Origin of the sequence: Aeromicrobium sp. Leaf291, assembly GCF_001423365.1 — a bacterium.
GTDB lineage: Bacteria > Actinomycetota > Actinomycetes > Propionibacteriales > Nocardioidaceae > Aeromicrobium.
Genome location: NZ_LMNM01000002.1, coordinates 785,334 through 809,976 on the forward strand (window position 1 = coordinate 785,334; position 24,643 = coordinate 809,976).

The 24,643-nt window shown below is 72.6% G+C and carries 32 protein-coding genes and 1 riboswitch; of the genes, 4 read left to right on the forward strand and 28 right to left on the reverse strand.

The features are described 5' to 3' along the window. Positions 1-43 precede the first annotated feature (43 nt). A riboswitch (glycine riboswitch) is annotated at positions 44-132 on the reverse strand. A 52-nt stretch (positions 133-184) separates the two neighbouring features. The 9 genes from ASF35_RS13395 to ASF35_RS13435 all read right to left on the reverse strand — a co-directional run bounded on the left by ASF35_RS13395 (position 185) and on the right by ASF35_RS13435 (position 5,588). Continuing rightward, positions 185-775, reverse strand: coding sequence for a MerR family transcriptional regulator (locus tag ASF35_RS13395; protein WP_055968345.1), 591 nt, complete (start codon positions 773-775; stop codon positions 185-187). Positions 776-953: 178 nt separating this feature from the next. Further along, entirely contained in the window at positions 954-1,415 is a 462-nt protein-coding gene (locus tag ASF35_RS13400) for a bifunctional nuclease family protein (RefSeq protein ID WP_055968346.1), read from the reverse strand. Positions 1,416-1,419: 4 nt separating this feature from the next. Continuing rightward, the gene (locus tag ASF35_RS13405; RefSeq protein ID WP_055968348.1) at positions 1,420-2,136 is read right to left on the reverse strand and encodes a MerR family transcriptional regulator; all 717 of its coding nucleotides are present in this window, start codon (positions 2,134-2,136) and stop codon (positions 1,420-1,422) included. Next, positions 2,133-2,567, reverse strand: coding sequence for an FHA domain-containing protein (locus ASF35_RS13410; RefSeq protein ID WP_055968350.1), 435 nt, complete (start codon positions 2,565-2,567; stop codon positions 2,133-2,135). Before ASF35_RS13410 ends, ASF35_RS13405 begins: the two co-directional genes overlap by 4 nt. A 128-nt stretch (positions 2,568-2,695) precedes the next feature. Beyond that, on the reverse strand, positions 2,696-3,073 hold the full coding sequence (gene gcvH / locus ASF35_RS13415; protein ID WP_055968352.1) for a glycine cleavage system protein GcvH: 378 nt from the start codon (positions 3,071-3,073) through the stop codon (positions 2,696-2,698). Positions 3,074-3,134: 61 nt separating this feature from the next. Further along, entirely contained in the window at positions 3,135-3,863 is a 729-nt protein-coding gene (locus ASF35_RS13420) for a DUF881 domain-containing protein (RefSeq protein ID WP_055968353.1), read from the reverse strand. Beyond that, the gene (locus ASF35_RS13425) at positions 3,856-4,188 is read right to left on the reverse strand and encodes a small basic family protein (RefSeq protein ID WP_055968355.1); all 333 of its coding nucleotides are present in this window, start codon (positions 4,186-4,188) and stop codon (positions 3,856-3,858) included. The genes ASF35_RS13420 and ASF35_RS13425 overlap by 8 nt, the downstream gene beginning before the upstream one ends. Before the next feature lie 2 nt (positions 4,189-4,190). Continuing rightward, positions 4,191-5,003 carry a DUF881 domain-containing protein gene (locus ASF35_RS13430; protein ID WP_055968357.1) on the reverse strand — a complete coding sequence of 271 codons (813 nt, stop codon included), beginning with the start codon at positions 5,001-5,003 and terminating at the stop codon, positions 4,191-4,193. 9 nt (positions 5,004-5,012) lie between these two features. After that, the gene (locus ASF35_RS13435) at positions 5,013-5,588 is read right to left on the reverse strand and encodes a CDP-alcohol phosphatidyltransferase family protein (protein WP_235492973.1); all 576 of its coding nucleotides are present in this window, start codon (positions 5,586-5,588) and stop codon (positions 5,013-5,015) included. A 207-nt stretch (positions 5,589-5,795) separates the two neighbouring features. Between ASF35_RS13435 and ASF35_RS13440 the strand changes: the two genes are divergently transcribed. Next, positions 5,796-6,413, forward strand: coding sequence for a superoxide dismutase (locus ASF35_RS13440; protein ID WP_055968361.1), 618 nt, complete (start codon positions 5,796-5,798; stop codon positions 6,411-6,413). Positions 6,414-6,508: 95 nt separating this feature from the next. Here ASF35_RS13440 and ASF35_RS13445 read toward each other — a convergent pair whose 3' ends face one another. From ASF35_RS13445 to ASF35_RS13460, 4 genes are read right to left on the reverse strand one after another with little or no spacing between them, the layout of a single operon-like run. Further along, complete coding sequence (locus tag ASF35_RS13445; RefSeq protein ID WP_055968363.1) at positions 6,509-8,467, reverse strand: cytochrome c oxidase assembly protein; 1,959 nt, start codon at positions 8,465-8,467, stop codon at positions 6,509-6,511. Then, the gene (locus ASF35_RS13450) at positions 8,464-8,982 is read right to left on the reverse strand and encodes a copper resistance CopC family protein (protein WP_162239218.1); all 519 of its coding nucleotides are present in this window, start codon (positions 8,980-8,982) and stop codon (positions 8,464-8,466) included. Before ASF35_RS13450 ends, ASF35_RS13445 begins: the two co-directional genes overlap by 4 nt. After that, positions 8,975-9,697, reverse strand: coding sequence for a YcnI family protein (locus tag ASF35_RS13455; protein ID WP_055968367.1), 723 nt, complete (start codon positions 9,695-9,697; stop codon positions 8,975-8,977). The genes ASF35_RS13450 and ASF35_RS13455 overlap by 8 nt, the downstream gene beginning before the upstream one ends. A gap of 52 nt (positions 9,698-9,749) precedes the next feature. After that, positions 9,750-10,256 (reverse strand): hypothetical protein, encoded by a 507-nt coding sequence (locus tag ASF35_RS13460; RefSeq protein WP_156368042.1) that lies wholly within the window; start codon positions 10,254-10,256, stop codon positions 9,750-9,752. A 58-nt stretch (positions 10,257-10,314) separates the two neighbouring features. On the opposite strand from ASF35_RS13460, the gene rocD reads away from it, so the two are divergent. After that, positions 10,315-11,526 carry an ornithine--oxo-acid transaminase gene (gene rocD / locus ASF35_RS13465; RefSeq protein ID WP_055968371.1) on the forward strand — a complete coding sequence of 404 codons (1,212 nt, stop codon included), beginning with the start codon at positions 10,315-10,317 and terminating at the stop codon, positions 11,524-11,526. Positions 11,527-11,536: 10 nt separating this feature from the next. Further along, the gene (locus ASF35_RS13470) at positions 11,537-11,956 is read left to right on the forward strand and encodes a hypothetical protein (protein WP_055968373.1); all 420 of its coding nucleotides are present in this window, start codon (positions 11,537-11,539) and stop codon (positions 11,954-11,956) included. Positions 11,957-11,971: 15 nt separating this feature from the next. On the opposite strand, the gene ASF35_RS13475 is transcribed toward ASF35_RS13470, so the two are convergent. Further along, complete coding sequence (locus tag ASF35_RS13475) at positions 11,972-12,784, reverse strand: spermidine synthase (RefSeq protein ID WP_200914363.1); 813 nt, start codon at positions 12,782-12,784, stop codon at positions 11,972-11,974. After that, complete coding sequence (locus ASF35_RS13480; protein ID WP_055968374.1) at positions 12,781-13,053, reverse strand: RNA-binding S4 domain-containing protein; 273 nt, start codon at positions 13,051-13,053, stop codon at positions 12,781-12,783. The genes ASF35_RS13475 and ASF35_RS13480 overlap by 4 nt, the downstream gene beginning before the upstream one ends. Before the next feature lie 36 nt (positions 13,054-13,089). Here ASF35_RS13480 and ASF35_RS13485 point away from each other — a divergent pair, with 36 nt between their 5' ends. Beyond that, complete coding sequence (locus ASF35_RS13485) at positions 13,090-13,458, forward strand: RNA-binding S4 domain-containing protein (RefSeq protein WP_055968376.1); 369 nt, start codon at positions 13,090-13,092, stop codon at positions 13,456-13,458. Positions 13,459-13,469: 11 nt separating this feature from the next. On the opposite strand, the gene ASF35_RS13490 is transcribed toward ASF35_RS13485, so the two are convergent. The 13 genes from ASF35_RS13490 to ASF35_RS13550 are packed head-to-tail and all read right to left on the reverse strand — an operon-like array spanning position 13,470 to position 24,642. After that, complete coding sequence (locus ASF35_RS13490) at positions 13,470-13,898, reverse strand: NUDIX domain-containing protein (protein WP_235492974.1); 429 nt, start codon at positions 13,896-13,898, stop codon at positions 13,470-13,472. Further along, a complete protein-coding gene (locus tag ASF35_RS13495; protein WP_055968379.1) occupies positions 13,895-14,503 on the reverse strand; it encodes a TIGR00730 family Rossman fold protein in 609 nt (202 codons plus the stop codon). The genes ASF35_RS13490 and ASF35_RS13495 overlap by 4 nt, the downstream gene beginning before the upstream one ends. Continuing rightward, entirely contained in the window at positions 14,500-15,273 is a 774-nt protein-coding gene (locus ASF35_RS13500) for an inositol monophosphatase family protein (RefSeq protein ID WP_055968380.1), read from the reverse strand. Before ASF35_RS13500 ends, ASF35_RS13495 begins: the two co-directional genes overlap by 4 nt. A gap of 42 nt (positions 15,274-15,315) precedes the next feature. After that, positions 15,316-15,666, reverse strand: coding sequence for a YnfA family protein (locus ASF35_RS13505; protein WP_055968382.1), 351 nt, complete (start codon positions 15,664-15,666; stop codon positions 15,316-15,318). Positions 15,667-15,670: 4 nt separating this feature from the next. Then, a complete protein-coding gene (locus ASF35_RS13510) occupies positions 15,671-16,108 on the reverse strand; it encodes a MarR family winged helix-turn-helix transcriptional regulator (protein ID WP_055968384.1) in 438 nt (145 codons plus the stop codon). Between the two features lie 51 nt (positions 16,109-16,159). After that, positions 16,160-17,386: an endonuclease/exonuclease/phosphatase family protein gene (locus tag ASF35_RS13515; protein WP_156368043.1), complete on the reverse strand. Its 1,227-nt coding sequence runs from the start codon at positions 17,384-17,386 to the stop codon at positions 16,160-16,162. Between the two features lie 55 nt (positions 17,387-17,441). Further along, positions 17,442-18,896, reverse strand: a complete 1,455-nt coding sequence (locus ASF35_RS13520) for an AMP-binding protein (RefSeq protein WP_082495508.1) — start codon at positions 18,894-18,896, stop codon at positions 17,442-17,444. Beyond that, positions 18,893-19,993 carry an MSMEG_0565 family glycosyltransferase gene (locus ASF35_RS13525; RefSeq protein WP_055968388.1) on the reverse strand — a complete coding sequence of 367 codons (1,101 nt, stop codon included), beginning with the start codon at positions 19,991-19,993 and terminating at the stop codon, positions 18,893-18,895. The genes ASF35_RS13520 and ASF35_RS13525 overlap by 4 nt, the downstream gene beginning before the upstream one ends. Further along, positions 19,993-20,838 carry a carbon-nitrogen hydrolase family protein gene (locus ASF35_RS13530; protein WP_055968391.1) on the reverse strand — a complete coding sequence of 282 codons (846 nt, stop codon included), beginning with the start codon at positions 20,836-20,838 and terminating at the stop codon, positions 19,993-19,995. The genes ASF35_RS13525 and ASF35_RS13530 overlap by 1 nt, the downstream gene beginning before the upstream one ends. 1 nt (position 20,839) lies before the next feature. Then, positions 20,840-22,093 carry an MSMEG_0569 family flavin-dependent oxidoreductase gene (locus ASF35_RS13535; RefSeq protein WP_055968394.1) on the reverse strand — a complete coding sequence of 418 codons (1,254 nt, stop codon included), beginning with the start codon at positions 22,091-22,093 and terminating at the stop codon, positions 20,840-20,842. Next, complete coding sequence (locus ASF35_RS13540) at positions 22,090-22,392, reverse strand: MSMEG_0570 family nitrogen starvation response protein (protein ID WP_055968396.1); 303 nt, start codon at positions 22,390-22,392, stop codon at positions 22,090-22,092. The genes ASF35_RS13535 and ASF35_RS13540 overlap by 4 nt, the downstream gene beginning before the upstream one ends. Next, positions 22,385-23,239 carry a carbon-nitrogen hydrolase family protein gene (locus ASF35_RS13545; RefSeq protein ID WP_055968398.1) on the reverse strand — a complete coding sequence of 285 codons (855 nt, stop codon included), beginning with the start codon at positions 23,237-23,239 and terminating at the stop codon, positions 22,385-22,387. The genes ASF35_RS13540 and ASF35_RS13545 overlap by 8 nt, the downstream gene beginning before the upstream one ends. Continuing rightward, on the reverse strand, positions 23,236-24,642 hold the full coding sequence (locus ASF35_RS13550; protein WP_055968401.1) for an MSMEG_0567/sll0787 family protein: 1,407 nt from the start codon (positions 24,640-24,642) through the stop codon (positions 23,236-23,238). The genes ASF35_RS13545 and ASF35_RS13550 overlap by 4 nt, the downstream gene beginning before the upstream one ends. Position 24,643 lies beyond the last annotated feature (1 nt).

Here is a 24,643-nt window from a genome sequence, read left to right on the forward strand (position 1 = left end):
TCCCCACCTGTCACCCCCGATGGAACGGGTGCTTCAGGGTCGCCTTGTCCGCGTGGTCCGTGGTGCCTGAGAGGTTCCGGGGAGGAATTGCCCCTTCGGCGCCGCCTGGGCGATCTCTCCCACGCGTGCTCGACAGCACGCTCACGGTACCAGCGACGGCACGCGTGAGCGGCGAGGTGGGCCCTCAGCTGGTCAGACGGGCGCGGCGACGCGCAGCGAGCTCGTCGGCCGCGGTGTCGTCGGAGACGGAGACCTCGCTCGGCAGCTCGTGCAGCGTGCCCTCGATCTCCTTCCAGACACCACCGATGGCGATGCCGAAGACGCCCTGGCCACCCTGGAGCAGGTCGATGACCTCGTCGGCCGAACGGCACTCGTAGACGCTCGCGCCGTCGCTCATGAGCGTGACCTGGGTGAGGTCGTCGGTCCCGCGCTCGCGCAGGTGCTCGACGGCCGTGCGGATCTGCTGCAGCGAGACACCCGCGTCGAGCAGTCGCTTGATGATCTTGAGCAGCAGGATGTCCTTGAAGGAGTACAGCCGCTGCGTGCCCGAGCCGGTGGCCGACCGCACGGTCGGCTCCACGAGCTTGGTGCGTGCCCAGTAGTCGAGCTGGCGGTAGGTGATGCCGGCGGCGCTGCAGGCCGTGGGGCCGCGGAACCCGGTGTTGCGGGGCAGTGGCTCGAGGTCGTCGGTGAACAGCAGACCCTGGTCGCCGGCCTGCGCAGCGGCCTCGGCGGCCTCCGCAGCAGCCGGGGCGTCGTCGCGTCGCTCGATCATGGGTCTGGCCTTCCAGATGGGGAGAAGAAAGACCACCTCGGCGAAACTACAACGGTGTTCGCTTGCGGCAGTGGTCTCACGGTAGGCCCGCGGATGCCCCCGGTCAATCACATCAGCGTTCACCGGCGTGTCGCAACCCTCACGCGAGGGTTGAGAGTTCATCCGGTCGTCCGACCGCTCAGGCGAAGTCCTCGGGCTCGACGTCGTCCAGGAACGCACGGAACCGCTCCACCTGCTGGTCCTCGTCGGTGGTCGAGGCGATGCCGGCCTCGTCCAGCACGTCCTCGGCACACACGATCCGCGCACCCGTCCGCAGGGCGAGCGCGATGGAGTCCGACGGCCTGGCGTCGACCGTCGCGCCCGAGCCGAAGACGAGCGAGGCGAAGAAGACGCCGTCCTGCACGTCGGTGATGCGCACCTCGTCGAGCTCGTCGCCCAGCACCTCCACCACCCGCTGCATCAGCTCGTGCGTCAGGGGGCGGGGCGTCGCGTCACCCTGCTGGGCGAAGGCGATGGCCGACGCCTCGACGGCACCGATCCAGATCGGCAGGTAGCGCACGCCGTCGCTCTCGCGCAGCAGCACGAGCGGCTGGTTCGTGGGCATCTCCACCCGGACGCCGACCACGTCGAGCTCACGCACGACGTCAGTCCCGGAGGTGGTGGCGCAGGAGAACGGTGTGCAGGCGCATGGTGAGGGCCGCGAGCTCACCGAGCTGCTCGGCAGCGGCGGCCTTGTCCTCCCGCCGACGACGCTCAGGCACCACGCGGGCCAGCAGGTCGGACTCGCGCTCGGCGGCGGTGACGACCGCGCGCAGGTGGCGCGGCTCGACCCCGAGGGCCGCCAGCCGGACCACCGCGTCGACGACGACGAGGTCGTCGCCGTCGTAGGCGCTCTGGCCGGGTCGGCGGGCCAGCAGCCCGTGCTGCTCGACCTGCTCGAGCAGCTCCTCGGTGGCGCCGGAGCTCTCGAGCACCTCCGCCCGGCTCAGCCGCACCCGGCTGCGTCCCTCCAGGAACGCCGCGGGCGTCGGCAGGCCGTCGGCGTCGCTCGAGACGTCGGGCACGCGGATGTTGCCGTCGATGTCGGTCTGCGGGACCAGACCTCGGTCCATCTCGTCGAGGGCCTGACGGATCGCGCTGAGGGGCCAGTACCGCTTCTGCTGGCGCAGCACGAAGCGCAGCCGCTCCACGTCGTCGAAGGAGAACTTGCGATAGCCCGACGGGGTCCGCTCGGGCTCCAGCAGACCCTCGCGCTCGAGGTAGCGGATCTTGCTGATCGTGAGCGACGGGAACTCCTCGCGGAGCTCGGCGAGGACCTTGCCGATGCCGAGCCGCGCGAGCTCGGGCAGCGGCTGGGTCACGCCTGGCCTCGCTGCGCGCCGGCGAAGTAGATGAGCCGGTACTTACCGATCTGGACCTCGTCGCCGCCGCCGAGCGTGATGTCGCCGTCGATGCGGTCGCGGTTCACGTAGGTGCCGTTCAGGCTGCCGAGGTCGCTCACGACGTAGCCCTGGCCCGCGCGGGCGAACACGGCGTGACGCCGCGAGACGCTGATGTCGTCGAGGAAGATGTCGCTGTCGGGGTGACGCCCGACCGAGACCTTCTCGGTGTCGAGCAGGAACCGTGCACCGGCACCCGGACCACGCTGGACGAGCAGCATCGCGCTGCCCAGCGGCAGGTTCTCGACCGCGGCGACGTCGGTCGACGACATCTCCTCGGTGTCGGCGTCGATCAACGGGATGTGCGTCGTCTCGTCCGGGATGTTGCCGTGCTCGGGACCGGGCGAGGACATCGGATCACTCCTGGCTGTACGTGTGCTGGGCGTGGGCTGGACGGTGGGACCATGTCTGACCCCGAGGTCGAGGTTCAGGTGTCCAACCTAGCACCCGTGGACGGTCGCCCAGGGCCCCTCCGCGAAGGTCAGGACGAGACGAGAGCGGTGTACTGCTCGGGGCCGAGCAGGGCCTCGGTGGGGTCATCGTCGGCGGGGCGGACCTTGAACAGCCAGCCCTCGCCGTAGGGATCGGAGTTGATGACCTCCGACGCCCCGTCGAGGCTCTCGTTGCGGGCCACCACCTCGCCGTCGACCGGGCAGAAGATGTCGCTGACCGACTTCGTGGACTCGAGCTCGCCCACGACGGACCCGGACTGGACGTCGTCGCCGACGTCGGGGAGGTCGACGAACACGATGTCGCCGAGCTGGTCCTGCGCGAAGTCGGTGATCCCCACGACGAGGACGTCGCCCTCGACGCGCACCCACTCGTGCTCTTCGCTGTAGTACAGGTCCTCAGGGATCACGCGTCGCTCCTGGTCAGTGCTGTCGTGGTGGGGTGGGGTCGTGAGATCAGCTGGGGCCGGTTCACGAGCCGCCGACGTCGGGACGAGCGTACTCGGGGGTCTTCACGTCAGCCAGGGCTGTGATGGTGATGGTGTCGCGCCGGGCCACCGAGGCCTGGGCGCCGCGGGCGCGGAGGATGTCGATGATGCCGCCGCGGAACGACGCCGCCTCGTCCAGGGTGCCGGGATCCCCGATGACGTCGATCACGTACGGGCTGGTGACCTGGCGACCTCCGATGCGCAGGCCGTCCTCGTCGTCGAGCACGTAGGTCTGCGCCACGACGCGGGCGGTCTCGTTCACGACGATCGCCTCGGCCCCCGCCTCGCGCAGCTCCTGGAGCACGTCGAGCACCAGTCCCGCGTCGACCACGCCGTCGGCGTCGTCGATGCTGAGCCGGACGCCGGGGCCCGTGGCACCGATCGAGCCGGCGAGCACGGCGAGCTGCTCGGCCCGCTGGCGCGCCACGTCCTCGGCCTCGCCGGAGTCGCCGCGCGAGCTCAGGAGCCGGTCGCGGGTGGCGGTCAGGTCGTCGATCTGGGCCGCGAGGCGCTCGTTCGCGACGTCCACCGACTTGAGCAGCTCGACGAGCTCGATCCCCCGCAAGGACCCGAAGTCGGTCGAGTCGTCCTGACGGACCTGGACGGTGACACCGAAGGCGAGGGCGCCCACGAGCAGGGCCACCACGGCCTGCGACGCGAACCGGTTGCCGGACTCCTGGGCGACGGGCGCGGCGTCGTCGGACTCAGGCATGGAAGATCCTGCGCCGGATGGCCGCCGCGTTGGCGAAGATGCGGATGCCCAGCACCACGATCACGCCGGTCGACAGCTGCGAGCCCACGCCGAGCTGGTCGCCGAGGAAGACCATGAAGCCGGCGATGAACACGTTGGAGATGAAGGAGACCACGAAGACCCGGTCGTCGAAGCGTCGTTCCCCGAGCGCGCGCAGGGCGCCGACGACGGCGTCGAGGGCGGCGACGATCGCGATGGGCAGGTACGGCTGCAGCCACAACGGCACCTCCGGCTGCAGGAACAGCCCGAGCGCCACGCCCACCACGAGTCCGAGCACCGGGATCATGCTCAGCCCTCCCCTCGCGCGTCGTCCGCCGACGCCGGCAGTGGCTCGGCGCGGCGCAGGCCAGTCTGCTCCTCGGGCGCGGACGGCACCTCTTCGTCGTCCGATGGTGCCATGCCCACGGAGATGCCGACGCTGTCGGCCCGACCTGCGAGGTACCGTCCCGCCGGGTTGGACTCCAGCCGGGAGCGCAGGGAGGCCCCGTCGCCCAGGGCGACGATGCGCACCGGGACCTCGATGCGCGAGAAGTTGACGGTGAGGTTGCCGTCGATGCTGCTGATCGCCGACTCCGACGTGAGGCGCTGGCCACCCACCGAGATCGCCTCCGCGCCGGCGTACCAGAGTCCGTTCACCACGGTCAGCAGGTCCTGCACCGTCAGACGACCCGCGCGCTCGCCGTCCGGGCTGCCCGCCATGGTCACCACGAGCGCCGTGCCGCGCAGCGCCCTGCCCCCGGCGAGCACCGTGTCGGAGGCGACGTCGGTCGACGTCTCGGGGCCGGCGCCGCCCTGGAGCGCTGCGACCTGGTCGCGCAACGCCTCGGCGGCACCCTGGCGGGCGGCCAGGACGTCACGCCGGTCGGCCACGTCGGCGGCGAGGGTGCGCCGCTCGAGGTCGGACCCGGGCCGGTCGTTCTGCGTCTGGACCGCCGTGATGGTCAGCAGCGCCGCGAGGACCGCCACCACGACACCGACCGCGGGTGTCGTCGCGGAGCGGTCGCCGTACGGCTCCCCCGCCCGCACGACGTAGTAGTCGTCGTCGAGCGCGTTCTCGGCCACCTGCTCCAGCAGGTTCTCGGCGGGACGGACGGCGGACACGCAGCGACCTCAGCGCGGGACGCGCTCGGTGGTGGCCAGCAGCCGGCGCACCTGGAAGGCGTACAGCACCCCGCCCCACCAGTAGAGACCCACGCCCCAGATGGCGAAGGCCCAGCCGAAGACGTCGGCGAGGTCGGCGACCGTGCCGCTGCCGTCGCCCAGCAGCAGGAGCGGGAAGGCGTAGAGCAGGCCCGCCGTGGCGGCCTTGCCGAGGAAGTGCACCGGCAGGGAGCTGTAGCCCCGGGTGCGCAGGAACGGCACGAGGCTGAACAGGAAGACGTCGCGCAGGGGCAGCATGACCGCCAGCCACCACGGGATGATGTCGCGCAGCGCGAGCCCGACGACCACGGCGAGGATGTAGAGCCGGTCGGCGACGGGGTCGAGGATCGCGCCGATCTTCGAGGTCTGGTTCAGGCGCCGGGCGAGCTTGCCGTCGAGGTAGTCGGTGATGCCGGAGACCACGAGCACGAGCAGGGCCAGCACGTCGGCCTCGGGCACGAGCACCAGCCAGAGGAAGACCGGCAGCAGGACGATCCGAACCACGCTGAGCAGGTTCGGGATCGTCAGGACCCTGTCCTCACCCACGTCGATCCTCCTGCTGCTCCGTCATCGCGGGGATCAGCCTAGGGCATCGCACCGCACGGACGGGGACGTCCCGGACCGGCGCGACGAAAGCTCCCCGCGTCCGCATGGCGGGCCGCTCTTGCGTGTGCGGGAGCGACTGACAGACTGAACGAGCACGACCAGATTCGAAACCGCGGGCACCACGTGTGCCCCGACCTAGGAGGACGCGTGGCCGACTACACCCTGCCCGAGCTGCCCTACGACTACGGCGCACTCGATCCGCACATCTCCGGCAAGATCATGGAGCTGCACCACAGCAAGCACCACCAGAACTACGTGAACGGCCTCAACACGGCCCTCGAGAAGCTCGAGGAGTCCCGCGCGGCGGGGTCGTACGACACGATCAACCTGCTCGAGAAGAACCTCGCGTTCAACCTCGGAGGTCACATCAACCACTCGATCTTCTGGAAGAACCTGTCCCCCGACGGCGGCGACAAGCCGACCGGCGAGCTCGCCGCGGCCATCGACGACAACTTCGGCTCGTTCGACGCCTACCGGGCGCAGTTCGAGGCCACGGCCCTGGGCATCCAGGGCTCGGGCTGGGCCATCACGGCCTGGGACACGCTCGGACAGAAGCTCGTCATCGTGCAGCTGTACGACCAGCAGGCCAACATCCCGGCCACGCTGATCCCGGTCTCCCAGCTCGACATGTGGGAGCACGCGTTCTACCTCGACTACCTCAACGTCAAGGGCGACTACGTCAAGGCGTTCTGGAACATCGCGAACTGGGCCGACGCCCAGGAGCGCTTCACGGCAGCCACGAGCGGCGGCCAGGTCATCTTCTGAGGACCTGTTCCCCCTCGTCACCGGGGCCCCGCACCGAGTTCGGTGCGGGGCCCCGGTGCGTGCAGGACGTGGGCGTCCGGGCCGAGGGCGGGCCGTCAGGCGTCCGGGTCGCGCCGCTTGCCGTGGGCGGCGAGGTCCTGGAGCCGGGCGTTGTACGCCGCGAGCTCGGCGTCGCCGTCGCGGTCGGCCGCCCGGTCGAGGCGCCGGGCCTCCCGCTGGTCGGAGCGGAACCACTGCGCGAGCAGGGCGATCATCACCAGGATCAGCGGGACCTCGCCGAGCGCCCACGAGATGCTGCCGCCGAGGTACTGGTCGGCCAGCAGGTCGGTGCTGTAGGGCCGCTCGAGCGTCGTCCAGTACGACTGCGCGAGGACGGTCGCCGACGACATGATCGCGATCGAGAAGAACGCGTGGAACGGCAACGTCACGAGCATGACGCCGAACCGCGCGAGCGGCGGGAGGCGTCGCGGCGAGGGGTCGACGCCGATGATCACGTAGTAGAACAGCGAGCCCACCAGCAGGAAGTGCACCTCCATCGCCGTGTGGCCCCAGTGCTCGCGCATGAGGAACCCGAACAACGGGGTGAAGTACAGCGCGTAGAGGCTGCCGACGAACAGGGCCGGACCCACGACGGGGTGGGTCAGGAACGCCATGAGCCGTGAGTGCAGGAACGACGTCAGCAGGGTGCGCGGCGAGACGTCACCCGGCTGGCGCGGGCCCGGGAGGGTGCGCAGGGCGAGGGTCACCGGCGCGGCGAGCACCAGGAAGATCGGCGCCACCATGGAGAGCAGCATGTGGGAGACCATGTGGGCGCTGAACAGCACGTGCGAGTACTCCCCCAGTCCACCGACGGTGCTCCAGGCCACGACGAGCAGCCCGACGAACCAGGAGATCGTGCGGCCCACCGGCCAGTGGACCCCACGACGGCGCAGCGTCCACAGACCACGGAGGTACAGCGCGGCGCCGAGCGCGACGATCGTCAGTCCGAGACCGTTGGCGGACCACCCCCAGGCGAGGCGCAGCGCGTCGGGAGCCGGCGGCAGCGGTCCGCCGAGCAGCTCCTGCGCCGGGGAGGTCAGCACGTCGCCGACCGGGGTCGGGGTGCGCGACAACGCCACGGCCAGCCCGATCGTCGCCGCCATCAGCAGCACCTCGGAAGCGGCGATCGGCAGGAAACCCGCGTCGCGGTCCGCGAGGCGTCGCCGCTGGACCCAGCCGAACCAGCCGAGCAGCACGAGTGCCACGACCTTGGCGATGACGAGCTGCCCGTACCCGGTGCCGACGACGTCGGAGACGCTGCGCAGGCGTACGGCGGCGTTCACCACGCCCGAGACCCCGACGATCACGAAGGCCCACAGCGCGAGGCTGGAGAAGCGACGGAGCGCGGGCGTGAGTCGTTTGCTCCCCCGCCACGCCACCCAGGTCAGGGCGACGAGGCCGCCGACCCACAGGCAGACGCCGACCAGGTGGAGCAGCAGGCTCAGGGCCGCGAGGTCGTGGGACCCCGACTGCGCCGAGTGACCCGCGAAGGAGACGGGCACGAGGGAGGCGAGGACGATGCCGAGGCCGACCGCCAGGGCACGGACGGAGATCGTCCACCGCAGGACGCCCCAGGCCACGGCACCGACCACCACCTGGAGCAGGACCACGCCGCCCGTGGACGTGGTCGCCAGCTCGGTGAGCAGAGGGAAGGTGATCGACCCGATCGTGCGGGCGAAGACGTCCGCGACGGTGAGGACGTACAGCGCGACACCCACGACCGACCACGCCGCGGCTGCGCGGGCGGCCCCACGGACGGCGTCGACGCTGAGGCCCTGCACGACGTCGCTCGACGACGGCAGGAGGAACACTGCGGCGAGCAGCAGGCCGATGAGCACGACCAGCAGGGCGTCGGAGACGACGCTGAGCAGCGGCAGGCCCCACCCGACCAGCTGCCCGGGGTCGGGCAGACCCTCGGGCACGGGCTGGGGCGCGCCGCCGCCCAGGCTCAGGGCGGCGACGCAGGCCGCGGCGGCGACGAGGAACGCCGCCGCGCTCGACCGCACGACGCTCACGAGTCGACCTCGCTGCGTCGGCGGAGGAGCGGCCACAGAATGAGGCCGACGGCCACCAGGCCACCACCGACGGCCCACCAGAGGTGCTCGGCGTGACGGTGCAGGAACGACTCGTCGTCCTGCACCTGGTCCACCTGCTCGACGGCCCGGCCCGACGTGGTCTCGAACTCCGACGTCCCGGCGATCGGGTGCCCGTCGGCCGAGACCACCCGGAACGCGATGGTGTACGTGCCGCGCTGGGCCTCGGCGTCCGCGCCGACGCTGCCGGTCACCTCGCGGTCGCGCGCGGACACCTCGAGGGGCACGCGCGACCCGTCGGGCGCGGTCAGCACGAGCTCGGAGCGGGTCACCGGCTCGTTGAACTCGAGGGTGACCGACGCCGGCGCCGTCTCCAGCACGGCGCCGTCGCGCGGGTCCGTGCCGACGAGCGCGGCGTGCGCGCTCGCCGGCAGGGGCACCGCGACCACGAGGGCCGCGACGAGCGCCGCAAGGAGAGGACCGACAGATCTACGCACGGCGTCGATCCTGCCGCACGACACCCAGCAGGGCGAGCGCGGCGACGGCGAGCGCTGCAGCGGAGAGCACCCTGCTCCATGTGTCGGAGCCTCCCTGGTCGTCGCTCGCGCTCGAGGCCTCGTCGGTGTCTGCACCCGCCCCGTGGCCACCGGAGCCGTGGGCGTCGGCGGAGGCAGCGAGGAGGGTGAGGGTCGGGGCGGGCTTCTCGGGCTCCTCGTCGCCCTGCTGCACCTGGTCCCAGTCGACGACCTCGCCGTCGTCGTACGTCTGCTCGGCGGCGAACCGGACCAAGTCGGCGTCGGGGAAGGGGCCGCCGGAGAGGGCGAACTCGTCGAACTCACCGGGTGCGATGCCGTCACCCTCGGCGGTCCAGGTGACCGTGCGGACGGCCTCGGTGATCTCGGTGCCGTCGACCTCCACGGGCTCGGGCAGCGTGCCCTCCTGCATGGAGACCTTCCACCCCGGCTTGGGCTGCGCGGTGAGGTGGAGGAACGGGGTGTCGGCGGGGAGGGTGACGACGAGCTTCGTGGTGTCGGCCGTGTCGGACTCGGTGGGGACGCGGAACACGACCTTGCCGTACCCCTCGCGCGCGGCGTCGGGAGAGGAGACGGACACGTGGGCCGAGGCCGGTCCCGCGAGGGCGAGGACGGCGGCGGCGGTCAGGAGTGGAGCGGCGGTCAGCCGGACAGGCAGACGCGAGTGGTGCATGGACATGAAGGAACCTCCGGGTGGTGCAGGAACGGGTGGTGCAGGACGGTCGGGTCGGTCACGCCGCCGAGGGCGGCGCGCGACTCCTGACCGTCCGGACCACCCGACGACCGCGGTGGACGGTCGCCGTCACCCGGACGACGTGGTCGACGACAGGCACGGGCACGACCTGCGGGACGGCCAGCACGTCGCCGACGGCGTCGGCCAGACGCCACCAGAGGTCCTCGGCGTGGCGCAGCGCCAGCAGGCTGACGCCCGTGGCCACCACGTGCGTGAGGACCATCGAGGCGTCGTGCGGACCCGATCCGGACCCCAGGACGTGCAGACCCACCTGGCCGAGCGCCAGCAGACCGACGAGCTGGCCGGTCGTGAGCCGCCGTCCGGCCAGGAGTGCGGTGGTCGCCGAGGCGACGACCGCGACCGTGAGCAGGGCTCCTGCCCCGACCTCTCCCCCGGCACCCACGTGCGCCGTGGCGCCGCACAGGGCCACGGTCAGGCCCACCAGCACCGACCGGAGCGCACGCACGGCGGCGCCCCGCGGGCTGACGGTGGGCATCATCGACACGGCACGACCCTAGGCCAGGGGCATCGGCGACCTGGCGGCGGCCGTTACCGTGGTGGCCATGTCCGACACGCAGACCACCGCAGGGATCATCGCGCTCGACGACCAGTGGGGGGCGCACAACTACCACCCGCTGCCCGTCGTGATCGCCGAGGCCGAGGGCGCCTGGGTCACCGACGTCGAGGGCACGCGCTACCTCGACTTCCTCTCCGGCTACTCGGCTCTCAACTTCGGTCACCGTCACCCCGACCTCGTCCGGGCCGCGCACGAGCAGATCGACCGGCTCACGCTCACCTCGCGGGCCTTCCACAACGACCAGTTCGGGGCGTTCTGCCGCGAGCTCGCCCAGCTCACCGGCACCGAGATGGTGCTCACCATGAACACGGGCGCCGAAGCGGTGGAGTCGGCCATCAAGGTGGCCCGCAAGTGGGCGTACGAGGTCAAGGGAGTGGCCTTCGACGCCGCCGAGATCATCGTGGCCACGAACAACTTCCACGGTCGCACCACCACGATCGTCTCGTTCTCCGACGACCCGGCCGCGCACGACAACTACGGTCCCTTCACCCCCGGCTTCGTCACGGTGCCCTACGGCGACGCCCAGGCGGTGCGCGACGCGATCGGCCCGAACACGGCGGCCGTGCTCATGGAGCCGATCCAGGGCGAGGCCGGCGTGGTGGTCCCGCCCGAGGGCTTCTGGGCCGACGTCCGCGAGGCGTGCACCGAGAACCAGGTGCTGCTGATCGCCGACGAGATCCAGTCGGGCCTGGCTCGCACCGGACGCCTTTTCGCGCTGGACCACGAGGACGTCCGCGCCGACCTCTACACGCTCGGCAAGGCGCTCGGCGGAGGGATCATCCCGGTCTCGGCCGTGGTCGGCCGCGCCGACGTCCTGGGGGTGCTCAAGCCCGGCCAGCACGGCTCGACCTTCGGCGGCTACCCCGTGGCCTGTGCCGTCGGGCGCGCCGTCGTGCAGCTGCTGGCGTCCGGGGAGTTCCAGGAGCGTTCCGCCGACCTCGGTCGCCACCTGCACGACCGCCTGCAGGCCCTCGTCGGCCAGGGCGTCGCCGAGGTCCGGGGCCGCGGACTCTGGGCGGGCGTCGACATCGACCCGATGGCCAAGACCGGACGCGAGGTGTCCATGGCGCTGCGCGACGAGGGCGTGCTGTGCAAGGAGACGCACGAGCGGACCCTGCGCATCGCTCCCCCGCTGGTCATCACGCGCGACGAGATCGACCACGCGGTCGACGCGCTCGAGCGCGCGCTCAAGGCCTGAGCGGGCCGGCATGGACGTGCTGCTGACGGTGCTAGGCCTGGTGGCGGGTCTCGTCCTGCTGCTGGTCGCGGCAGCCGTCGTCCGCGTGGTGCGTCTGCGCCGCCAGCACCGGCGTCGGGTGGCCGAGCTCCGCCCCGAGCACACGGAGCAGGCCGTCCTCTTCGCCGTGGCGTCGGACCGTCAGACCCAGGTCCGTGGCATCGGCTCGCTGCTGCTCGGGCCCGAGCACCTGGCGTTCGTCACCCTCGTGGCCGGCCGCGACGTGGTGGTCCCGCGGGACACCGTCACGTCCGCGTCCGTCTCGCGGACGTTCATGGGCCGCTCGTCCGGCCAGGACCTGCTGGTGGTCACGTGGGAGCGCGAAGGGCTCGGCGACGCCGCCGCCTTCCAGGTGGGCGATCCCGCCGCGTGGCGCGAGCGGCTCGTCTGAGCCCTCCTCGGGGCGTCAGGAGAAGAACGTCGCCCCGCCGGGCGGTGCGGGTGAGGGCTCGGTGCGCTCGTCGGTGAAGGCCTCTCCCCCGGCGAGCCTGTCCCGGACCTGCGCGGTGTCGAGGACCCGGTAGGGGAACGGCGAGCTGGCCGCACGACGCGAGAGCGGGCCCGGATCGACCGGGCACCGGGACGCGACCACCAGCACGTTGCCGTGGCGTCGTCCCTTCAAGGTGGCCGGCTCGGCGCTCACGAGCAGGTGCGGGAGCGATGTCTCGATCGCCCGCAGCGCGTTGCGCACGAAGCCGAACGGAGCCCGGTCGGCGAGGTTCAGCAGGACGATCCCGCTGGAGCCCGCCACGCGCGCGACGTCGGCGTACCACTCGCGGGTCACCAGGTCGGCCGGCACGCGGGCGCCGTCGAAGGCGTCGACCACCACCAGGTCGTAGGCCTCGTCGCGCAGGCTGGCCACGCCGGCGCGACCGTCCTGCGGCCGCACGCGGATGCCGCTGCGCTCGGGCAGCGGCAGCTCGCGGCGCACCAGCTCGGTGAGGGCGGCGTCGGGCTCGAGCACCAGCTGGCGCGAGCGGGGGCGGGTGACGGCCACGTACCGCGCGAGCGTCATGCCCGCTCCCCCGACGTGCAGCGAGCGCACCTGCTCGCCGGCCGGCCACGAGGTGTCGACGACGTCGGCCATGCGACGCACGTAGTCGAACTCCAGGCGGGTGGGATCGTCCAGGTCGACGTACGACTGCTCCGTGCCGTCGACGCGCACGGTGGCGGCGCCGGGCCGGTCCCGGTCGGCGACGACCTCCACGGTGCGGCTCACCAGGGCACGTCGACGTCGCCGTCGCCGGAGCCCGTCTCGACACGCAGCACCCGCGCACCCTGCGGGGTCGCGATCGTCACCACCGAACCGGCGTGCAGCTGACGTCCGCGCCGGGTCTCGACCTCGCCGTCGACGCGCACGTCGCCCGAGGCGACCAGCTCACCGGCCTGGGCCCCCGACTCGGCGACGTCGGCGAACTTCAGCAGCTGCCCGAGCCGGATCATCTCGCCGGTGATCTCGATGGTCTCCGCCTCGTCGGGTCGTGTCATGGCTCCAGCCTAGATCCCGGGATCTACGCTGGACGGGTGGAGCCGACGAGCGTGCGCGCCGACGTGTGGGTGTGGTCGGTGCGGCTGTTCGGCTCGCGGTCGGCCGCCACGACCGCGTGCAAGGGCGGCCAGGTGCACGTCAACGGCAAGCGCGCCAAGCCGTCGCAGGCCGTGCACGTCGGTGACCGCGTCGAGGCCACCACGCCCGGCGGTCCCCGTGTCGTCGTGGTCCGCAGGGTGCTGCTCAAGCGGGTCGGTGCGGCCGTCGCCGTCGAGTGCTACACCGACCACTCGCCTCCCCCTCCGCCCCGCGAGGAACGCCTCGTGATGCCCCGACGTGAGCGAGGGGCCGGTCGCCCGACCAAGCGTGAACGCCGCGAGATGGACCGCTTCCGGGGCCGGTGAGCCCGACCGGCTCAGAGGCCCCGGACCAGCCACGGCAGGAGGTGGTCCGACGCCAAGGGAGCGAGCGCGACGTCCGGGTCGGCGGGGTCGACCCACCGCGCCTCCTCGATCTCTGCGGCCGCAGCGTGCCGAGGATCGTCCAGACGCAGCGTGAAGCAGTGCGCGAGGAGGTCGTGACCGGGCTCGTTGGCCGCCACGGTTCGGATCGTGGCGAGGGGAACGAGGTCGCCGGCGGCCACGTCGAGCCCCAGCTCCTCGGCCAGCTCGCGGCGCAGTGCCGCCACGTGCGCCTCACCCGGCTCGGGCTTGCCGCCCGGGTTCATGAACAGACCCGTGCCGCGCTTGCGCACGAGCAGGGTACGGCCGTCCGGACCGCTCACGAGCGCCGCGACGACCTCGATGACGGGTCGGTCGGGCGGTGACGGAGACAGGTCGCTCACGGCGTCGGGGTCGGCAGCGCGCCGCCCCACTTGTCGGTCCAGCCCGGCGGCTCGGCGAGGCGGGCGAGCAGGCGCTCCAGGTCGTCGTCGACCGTGACGATGTCCTGCTGCTCCGGGCGGACGAAGCCCTCGGCGACCATGCGGTCGAGCATCAGGCGGATCGGGGACCAGAAGCCGTTGACGTCGAGGAAGCCGCACCGCTTCGCGTGGATGGTGAGCTGGGCCCACGTCCACTGCTCGGCGATCTCCTCGAGCGTGCCGGCGCCGCCGGGGAGGGCGAGGAACGCGTCGGCCAGCTCGGACATCCGCAGCTTGCGCTCGTGCATCGTCTCGACCACGTGCAGCTCGGTGACGCCCGTGTGCGCGAGCTCTCGCGCGTGCAGCGACTGCGGGATGACGCCGACCACCCGGCCACCGGCGGACAGCGCGGCGTCGGCCACGGCCCCCATGAGTCCCACCCGTCCACCGCCGTAGACCACCGTGACGCCGCGCTCGGCGAGCGTGCGGCCCACCTGGGCGGCCGCGTCGCCGTACGTCGCGTCGGACCCGAGGCTGGATCCGCAGAACACCGCGACGGCTCGCTCCGCACGGGCCCCGGCCGTCACGGCGCCGCCTCCAGCGCGTCTCGGAGGGCGGTCACGCTCCGGCGCCCACCGGCCACCGACCAGGTGAGCCCGTCGACCGCCACCTGCTCCGCCACGCCACCAGCACCCCTGACGAGCGCGGCACCGGGCAGCCAGTCCCACGCGGGGGTGCTGTGCTGGAACCAGGCACCGAGTCGTCCGGTCACCACGCCGACGAGGTCCATCGACCCCGAGCCGTGCATGCGCAGGGTGGCCGGGAGCGCCGCGGCACGCAGGAACGGGTCGCGCACGTGCGCGTCGCCCACGTTGCCCGGGTGCAGGTAGGTGGCCGCGCCGACCAGGCGGATCTCGTCGTCGGCCATGGGTCCGACCTCGCGACCGTTCCAGGTGGTGGGCGTCCCGGGACCTCCGACGAGCACCCCGTCCCGCGCGTGGGCCACCGCTCCGAGGAGCAGCTCGTCGCCGTCGACGAGGGCGACGGCGGAGCACCAGTAGTCCGAGCCACTGGCGAAGTTGTAGGTGCCGTCCACGGGATCGATCACCCAGCGGCGGCCGGACGAACCGGTCTCGTCCGTGCCCTCCTCGCCCAGCAGCCCGTCGTCCGGCCGCTCCGCCCGCAGCGCCTCGACGACGAGCGCCTCGGCGGCGTGGTCGGCCGCCGTGACCACGTCGGAGACGGAGGTCTTGCTGCGCACGTCGAGGTCGGAGCCCGCCCGCATCCGGGCGGCCAGCGCGGCGGCCTCCGTGACGAGCCTGACAGCGAGGTCTGCATCGGCGGCGAGTTCACTCACGCGACCATCCTGCCGTCCGACGCCGCCCGGACGCGGCGCGGGTCAGGCTTCGCGGGGTGCGTACATGATCACCGCGACCCCCACGAGACAGACCGTGGCACCGAGCACGTCCCAGCGGTCGGGCCGGAAGCCGTCGACGAGCATGCCCCACAGCAGCGAGCCGGCCACGAACACGCCGCCGTACGCGGCGAGGATCCGGCCGAAGTTCGCATCGGGCTGCAGGGTCGCCACCAGGCCGTAGATCCCCAGCGCGACGAAGCCGGCACCGATCCACAGCAGGCCGCGGTTCTCGCGGACGCCCTGCCACACCAGCCATGCACCGCCGATCTCGGCGACGGCCGCCAGGACGAAGAGGACGACGGACCGGACGAGGTCGAGGCGCTCGGGCTCCATGCGCTCAGGCTCCCGCGGCCGCGCTCAGGCGCTCCCGCACGGTGCCGACGAGCCGCCGCAGCATCACGAGGTCGGCCTCGCTCATGTCGAGGATCTCGGCGCCGTGGGCGTAGATGCGCGCAGCGAGGGGCCTCAGCGCGGCGCCCTCCTCGGTGAGGGTCACGAGGGTGGACCGCTCGTCGGCGGGGTTGCGCGCGCGCACCACGCGTCCGTGCGCCTCCAACCGCTTCACCAGCGGCGACAGCGTGCCGTAGTCGAGGTGCAGACGCGCCGCCAGGTCCTTGACGCTCTGTCCGTCCCGCTCCCACAGCGCCAGCAGGACCAGGTACTGGGGGTACGTCAGGTGGTGCTCGTCCAGGATGGGCCGGTACGCGGCCGTCATCTGGCGCGAGGTGGAGTACAGGTCGAAGCAGAGCAGGTCGGACACCGTGGGATCGGTCATCGGGCCAGATTACATCGCGGACGATGCAATATGGGCCGTGCGCGCGCTCCGTCAGTCGAGCGAGACGCGCACCAGCACCGGGTTGTGGTCGGAGACCAGCGGCGCGGCGTAGCGGGTCCCCGCCATCGGCGCCGCGTTCTCCCAGCGGCTCACGACCGACCGACCGGGCACGACCCACACCTTGTCGACGTGGTCGCCCCAGGTCACCGACGTGGTCGGGGAGGTCTCCCAGTCGTTGTAGCTGTTGTGGTGCTGACGGCCCACGCTGCGGGCGAGGTCGAAGGCGTCGCGATACCCCGCTGCGCGGAGCACCGAGGCCTGCCAGTCGTTCGACCGGTTGCGGTGGCTGTTCCAGTCACCCGCCAGCACGACGGGCAGACCGTCGGGATTGGCCTTCGCGACAGCGTCGACCAGCCTGGTCACCTCGGTCCGGCGCGTCCTCGCTGCCGCGTCGCTCTTGCCGCTCGTGAGGTGCACGCTCACGTAGACCACGTGCTGGCCCGTGGCCAGGTCCTCGACCTCGGCCCACACCGCGTACTTGCCTCCACCGAGCGAGAAGCAGCCGTACCGTCCGTCGTCGGCCTCGCGGCACTCGCGCAGAGTGCCGTCGATCTCGTCGCGAGTGGCATCGCCCTTGGTCACCACGCCGTAGACGGAGGAGTCCAGGAACAGGGACTTGCTGGAGTAGTAGGCCGCGCGCGTGTAGTCGGGCACGGCGGTCGGACGTCCGGAGGCGAGCACCTTGGACTCCTGGAGGGCGATCACGGACGGCTTGCGGGCCTTCACGAAGGCCTGGAAGGCCGCCTGGCGACGTGACCACGCTCCGCCGCCGGAGACGCAGCCCGACTTCTCCGTGCACAGGTTCCAGGTCGTCACGCTCCGAGGCGCGTGGGCACCGGATCCCTGCGAGACGATCGTCGTCCGTCCCACCCGCGAGGCGCGGGCACCCTTCGTAGAGCCGTTCACGCCGCGGACCGTGATGAAGTACGTCGCGCCCCGCTTCAGTCCCGCGAGGGTGATCGACGTCTTGCTGGTGCGCTTGTAGACCTTGGCCTTCAGCACGCCGCTGTAGGACGGCGAGATGAACAGCTCGTACGACCTGGCGTTGCGGGCCGCGGGCCAGCGCAGCGTGAGCGACGCCTTGGTCCCGCTGAGGCTCGCACCCGTGAAGGTGATGAGCCCGACCTTCGACGGCTTGGCGGCCGCCTCCGCGGGCGCGCCGAGCAGTCCCACCACGAGCACGGCTCCCACGACGGCAGCGCTGACACGACTCCACACGATGATCTCCCGTGACGCCTCTCCCAGTGCCTCCCGGCACGACGTCGGTGCGAGCCTAGGCGAAGGTCCCGGGCGCTGCAGGACTTTCGTCACTTTCGCCGCGACGGTCGCCCCGATGCGCCCCCGCGGTGACGTACCGCTCCCGCCAGTCGCGCCGCCGCACCTTCCCGGTGTCGGACCGGAGCGACTCCGTGACGACCTCCCATGAGCGTGGGCGCTTCTCCCGGTCGAGCCGACCGGCGACCCACCTGGTCAGCTCCGCGACGCTCGCGGTGGTCTGCACGACGGCATGCACCACCTCGCCGCGCTCCTCGTCGGGACGTCCGACGACCACGGATCCAGCCACGTCCGGGTGGGCATCGAGCACTTGCTCGACGTCGGCGGGCTGCACCGGTCCCCCGGCCGTCACGATCGCGTCGTCCAGGCGGTCGCTGACGTAGAGGTACCCGTCGGCGTCGAGGTGGCCGCTGTCGCGCAGGGTGTGCCAGCCGTCGCGCACCTGCGGTCGGGCGCCGACGTACTCGTACGTGGGCGCGTCCCGACGCATGACGATCTCGCCGACCTCGCCGGGGTCGCAGTCCGACCCGTCCGGCCGGACCACGCGGAACCGGGAGCCGCCGCAGCCCCGACCGACCGACCCCGGGTGGTCGAGCCACTCCCGTCCCGAGATCGTCGCGATCCCCTGGGACTCGGTCCCGGCGTAGACCTCGACGACCCGGTCGGGCCCCAGCCAGTCGATCCAAGCGCGCTTGAGCCAGGGCGCACACCGCGCCCCGAGGTGCAGCACCGAGTCCAGCGACGAGACGTCGGCGGCGTCGAGACGGTCCTGACCCAGTCGGTGGATGCGGTGCATCATCGTCGGGACGAGCATCCCCCAGGTCACCCGGTGCTCGGCGACGAGGGAGAGCCACGCGTCGGGGTCGAAGCCCGACATCAGCACCACCTCGTGACCCGTCATCAGGCCCCGCATCGCGTAGACGAACGGGGCGGCGTGGGTCAGCGGGCCGGCGACCAGCTGCACGGCGTCGCGCGGGACGAACTCGGCGACCGGCCCGTGCGGGTCGACGGTGCCCGCTGCGGCGGCGCGCACGAGCTTCGGACGACCGGTGCTCCCGCTCGAGACCGGGGCCTTCCACGACGCCGCGACCCGGTCCGGCACGGGGGCGTCGTCGCCGTCCACGACGCCGATCGGCTGGTCGACCACGAGTGCCGGCCCGGCCAGCTCGAGGACGCGGTCACGCTCCTCCGCCCCGATCGTGGTCGACAACGGCTGTGGGGTCGCACCGAGCTTCCAGGCGGCGAAGCAGGCCCGCACGAAGTCGAGGCCGTTCGGCAGCGCGACGGTGACCAGGTCGTCCTGGCCCACCCGGTCGGACCACCGGCGCGCCAGGCGCGTGGTGTCGAGGTCCAGCTCGCGTCGGGTCATGGTGACGTCGCCGTGCCGGACGGCCACGGCGTCGGGTGCCTCCTGGGCCAGCACGTCGAGGGCGCGACCGATGCTGACCGTCATGCCCGCCCTGCGTGTCGCGCGTAGAGGTCGAGATGGGCGGACGCGGCCGCCTCCCACGACGACGAGCGCGCCAGGACCCGACCGGCCTCCGGGTCGGGCGGGTTCTCGAGCACGTCTGCGAGCGATCCCGCGATGCTCATCAGGTCCGAGGCGAAGACGACGGCGTCACCGAAGACCTCGCGGAGCACCGGCAGGTCGCGGGCGACGACCGGCACCCCGGCGGCCAGCGCCTCCATCGCGGCGAGACCGAAGCCCTCCTTGGTCGACACGAACGCCATGGCCGACGCCGCGGCCACCAGGGACGGGAGCTCGTCGTCGTCGACCACGCCGAGCAGGGCGGGCTGCAGGTGGAGCTCGGACGCCCGCCGGTCGAACGCGGCGCGGTAGTCGCGGTAGTCGAACAACGTCTCGCCGCCCGCGAACACCAGGCGCATCTCGGGGCGTCGGCGGCGGATGAGCGCGAAGGCCTCCAGCAGGTCGATGCTGCCCTTGCGGGGCTCGATGCCGCCGAGCGCGAGCACGTACGGTCCGAGCTCCTCCTGCCACCGACCTCGAGAGGCGGCGGCGTCCGGCCCGGCCGCGCGAGCGAAGCGCGCGGCGTCGACGCCGTTGGGGATGACCACCGGTCGCACGCCGAACTGCGCCGCGACCTCCATCGCCACCGTCTCCGACACGCAGACGTGCCCGCTCGGCTCGACGACGGCGCGGTCGTGGCAGGCCACCAGCTCGGGGGTGGTGAAGGTGTCGAGGTGGTGGATCGTGCGCAGGCAGGGCAGCCCGGCGGCCAGCACGGCGTTGGCGCTGATGCAGTCCTGGGCGTGGACCACGTCGTAGGAGACGTCGGCGAGCGCGGCGGCCAGCGTGTCGATCGAGCGGACGATGCGGGCCCCGACGCCCTCCGCCGGCACCTCCGGGAACGGCACCGCGTGGACGCCGACGGCCGGGTCGACGGATCGGAAGAAGGTCCGGTCACCTCCGCGCGCCAAGGTCCAGACGTCGACGTCGCAGCCCTGGCGGGCCAGCGCCTCGGCCAGGGCGAGGGTGTGCACCACGCCGCCGCGGGGCTTGGTCGAGTAGGTGAGCAGAGCGACGCGCATCAGCGTCCCCGACGATCGGTGACGTAGCTGCTCGGCGTCAGCTCCTCGAGGTGGTGGAGGATCCGGCGTGACCGGGCGATCTCGTGCTGGACGTCGACCTCGGCGACCGCCAGGGCACCCTTCGACCAGGTGCGGGCGAGCACGTCCCCGCCCGGGCCGACGACCTTGGCCTGGCCGAGGAACCGCAGGCCGCCCATGACCCCCGTCTGGTTCGAGGACACCCACACGACCTGGTTCTCGGCGGCCCGCGCGCTGTCGTACAGGTCGAACAACCGTGACTGGCGGTCCTGAGGCAGACGGGACGCGCGGTCCGTGATGCTCGCCGGCCAGGCCGAGAGGCAGGCGACGACGTCGGCGCCGTCGAGGGCGAGCGACCGGGCCGACTCGGGGAACGTCTTGTCGTAGTCGATCACCATGCCGAGCCGGCCGACCGGGGTGTCGAACGCACCGAACCGCTCCCCCGCCCGGTAGGCCAGCGCCTCGCCCGCGGGCTGGTGCACCTTGCGGTGACGTCCGAGCACCCCGTCGCCGGTCACGCAGAGCGCCGCGTTGTGGTGGACGACCTCCTCGCCCCGCGTCGTCTCCTCGGTGTAGCCGAAGCAGACCACCATGTCGCCCGCCATCTCCACGACGCGGGCGATCTGCCAGGCGTCCTCGCGCAGGGCGGGCGGCATCGCGTCGGCGGACGGGTGCCGCAGGTCGGTGAGGTAGCCACCCAGGGTGGCGTCGGGGAACACGAGCAGCTCCACGCCGCTCGTCCGGGCGTCGTCGACGATCCGCTGCATCTTCTCGAGGCCCCGGTCGAGGTCGCGCCCGAAGTGGGCGGCGACCGCGCCGATCCGCACGTCAGGCCTCCTGCACCACCGGGCGGAGGGCACCCGTGATGCAGTCAGCCACGTGACCGGCGTCGGCCGCGACGCCGAGGAAGCGCCCGGACCCCCAGGTGTGCATCCACGGGAGGCCGACGAAGTGCAGGCCGGGCACCGACGTCACGCCCCGCGTGTGGGTGGGTCGTCCCGTGCCGTCGAACACCCCGACGCGGAGCCAGCGGTAGTCGGGCCGGTAGCCGATGGCCCACACGACGGACGTGATCCCCTCGGCGGCGAGGTCCAGGGACGTCGGGTCCTCGGCGGGCGCCCAGGGAGGCGCGTACGGATCCTCGACGGGGGCGTCGATGCCCTCGCGCTCGATGTAGCGATCGATGTCCCGCTGGATGGAGGTGTACACGGCGTCGGCCGCGTCGAGCGAGGCCGTCAGGGTCGGCGCGACGTCGAGGGAGGTGCCACGGGCGTCGACGACGGCACCGTAGAGACGCATGCCCTCGCGTGCGAAGACGCGCAGGTCGATGTCCCGCCCGCCGTCGCGTCCGGTGACGTAGTGGTTGGTCTTCTCGCGCGCGGCGAGCCCGCCCGGGTACTGCTGCACGGCCGTGTCGTAGAGCCCCATGTCGGCGAGCCAGGTCATGCAGTCGCGACCGCGGTAGGTCCGTGCCACCCGGGGTGCGTTGCCGAGTGCGAGGTGGACCTGGCGGCCCTCGAGGTGGAGGTCCTCGGCGATCTGTGCACCGGACTGGCCGGTCCCCACCACCAGCACGGCACCGGCCGGCAGCTGGTCGGCCCGCATGTACTCCTGCGAGTGCAGCTGGACGATGGACGGGTCGATGGCCCGGGCGAACGCCGGCTCGATCGGACGGTGGTAGCCGCCGGTGGCCACGACGACGTCCTGCGCCTCCATCGACTCCGGGCCGTCGGGGGTCTCTAGGTCGAGGACGAACCCGCCCCCTTCCCGCTCCCGGACCTCCACGACGCGGGTGTGGTCCCGGACGGGTGGGTCGAACGAGCGCACGTACCCGTCCAGCCAGGCGACGACCTCGTCGCGGGTCATGAACCCGTCCGGGTCGGGCCCGTCGTACGCGTAGCCCGGGAGACGGCAGTGCCAGTTGGGGGTCACCAGGGTGAAGTTGTCCCACCGGCTGTCCGCCCACTCGTGGGCGGGCGTGCCGGCCTCGAGGAGCACGTGCTCGACGCCCCGCGCCATGAGGTGGTGGCTGACGGAGAGCCCGGCCTGCCCGGCTCCGACGATCGCGACGGGGATGGTCATGCGGGTCCTCCTGGCAGGGGCGGGTGCATCGCGACGACCTCGACGCTCGCGTCGGGGGCGAACGCCGACGCGGCGTTCTCGATGCGCTCGCGCGAGGCGTCGGACGCGCTGCAGGCGAAGCCGTACCGCGCCCGGACCCGCTCGCTCGCGACCGAGAGCGCCTCGGAGGAACGTCGGACGAACTCCTCCACGGCGTAGGTCCGGCCGACCTCGAGGTGGTCGTGCACCACGAGCGAGGGCGAGTAGCACGGCTCGATCCGTCCGTCGGGCCAGCGCACCGAGAACGTCATCTCAGGCATGGACGGGCTCCCGGTAGGTCTCCGGACGCCGGTCACCGAGGTGGAACATGGCCCGTCGTGCACCCTCGAGCTCGGCACGGACGTCGAGACTCGCGACGGCCGTGCCGCCGTCCGTCCCCGTCGTCGCCCGGACGTCGCCGCCGGGACCGACGATCTTCGCGCTCCCGACGAACCGCAGCGAGCCGAAGGTGCCGACCTGGTTCGAGGCCACCCACACGATCTGGTTCTCCAGGGCCCGCGCGCTGTCGAACAGGTTGAAGCGGTGCGTCCAGCGATCGTCGGCGAGGTCGTCCGCCGTCGCCGTCCGGGAGGCCGGCCAGGCGGAGATGCAGGCCACGACCTCCGCCCCGTCGAGGGCCAGGGCGCGCGCCGCCTCGGGGAAGGCCTTGTCGTAGCAGATCAGGGCGCCGAGGCGGCCGACCGGCGTCGAGAACGCCTCGAAGGTCTCGCCCGCCGCGTAGAAGGAGCCCTCGCCGAGGGGTTGGTGCACCTTGCGGTGCACGCCGAGCACCCCGTCCCCCGTGACGATCGCCGCACTGTTGTACCGGGTGGCCCCGTCGGACTCGCAGAGGCCGACGACGAGGGTCATGTCGCCGGCGATCTCGGCGACACGACGCAGCTCGGGACCCTCCACGTCCATGACGGGCGGCAGCGACTCGGGCTGCTCGTCGTGGCTGCCGTCCCGGCCCCGGCCGAGCACGGACAGGTAGCCGCCGAGGCAGGCCTCCGGCAGGGCGAGCAGGTCGACCCCGCGTCCGCGGGCGGACGCTGCGAGCTCGGCGATGCGCCTGAGGTTCTGGTCGACGTCGCGCCCGAAGTTCTCCGAGACGGCTGCGAAGGTGGTCATGCTGCTCCCATTCCGGTGACGGGACCGCGGACGGCCTCCGTCACCACTCCGTCGGGCCAGCGCAGCCCGACCCCGGCCCCGGCGGTGATCTCGCCGCAGACCTCTGAGGTGACGAACCCGGGCAGGTCGCCCGCGTCCGCCGTCGGTCGATCCGTGGTGACCATCGCGAAGCCGGGGAAGCAGGTGAACCAGTCCCCGTGCGTGGCGCCCCGCGGTGTCGGCACGCGCTCGACGTCGACCAGGGCGCGGACACCGCTGGCCTCGGCGAGCATGCCCGTGCTGCCGACGAGGCCGGACATGCTGACGTCCTTCGCCGCCGTCGGCGCGAGGGAGCCGACGACGCCACCCAGGGCTCGCAGCTGCTCGCCGGTGCGGTGCGACGAGGAGTCCCACTGGGCTCCCGTGTAGCCAGGTCGCCAGCCTCCGCCGAGGTCGGCCGTCAGTCGCAGCGCCTCGCCGGGGCTCGCTCCCCCGCCGGGCACCGGGCGCGACGTGCGTCCGAGGGCGGTGACCGACAGGGCGGCCGGCACCCCAAGCTGGGTGTGGCCCCCGAGCACGGGCACCTCCCACGCCTGGACCGCGGAGCGGAGCCCGGCCACGATGCGTTGCGCGAACGAGGCGTCCCGGGCGCCCACGGCGTCGAGCAGACCGACCGGTGCGGCGCCCATCGCCGTCAGGTCGTTGAGGTTGACCAGCGCCGCACACCAGCCGGCCCACTCGGGGTCGCGCTCGACCATCGAGGGCAGGATCGCGTCGCACGCGGCGACCAAGTCCGAGCCCGGCACGGGGACGCCGTCGTCCCCGCGGAACCCGGCCGGCCCGTCGAGCCCGGCCAGGAGGGCACCGAGCGGCGCCTTCGTGGCGGTCGCGAGCCTCTGGACCCGACCGATGGGCCAGTCGACGAGGACGTGCGGCTGCCCCAGCAGGTCGACGTCGCCCCGGACCTCCCACCCGAGCCGCGTGAACAGCGCTGCGTGCCGGGCCTGGACCTGCGCGTCGAAGCGCAGGGCGCCTGCCGCCTCGGCGCGGGCACAGGCGGCCCGCACCAGTGCGGCACCGACGCCGACGCCGTGACGCGCCGCCGGCAGCACGGCGAGGCGGCTCCCGCGCCACCAGCCGATGTCGCGGCCGGCGGTCGACGCGTGCGGCGCCGGGTGCAACCGCACGCCGCCGAGCACCTCGCCGTCCGTCGTGCGGGCGACGAGGACGACGGTGCGGGGGTCGTCGTCGGCGTCGTCGCGGTCGTGGCCCTCGAACAGTCCCTGCTCGCGGACGAACACCTCGCGTCGCAGCCGTCGGTACGCGTCGATCTCCGGCGGGCCGGCCTCGACCACGATGAAGGCCTCCGTGGCCGCCACGGGGACACGGCGGATGCCGGTGAGGATCCCGTTGTCGACGGTCATG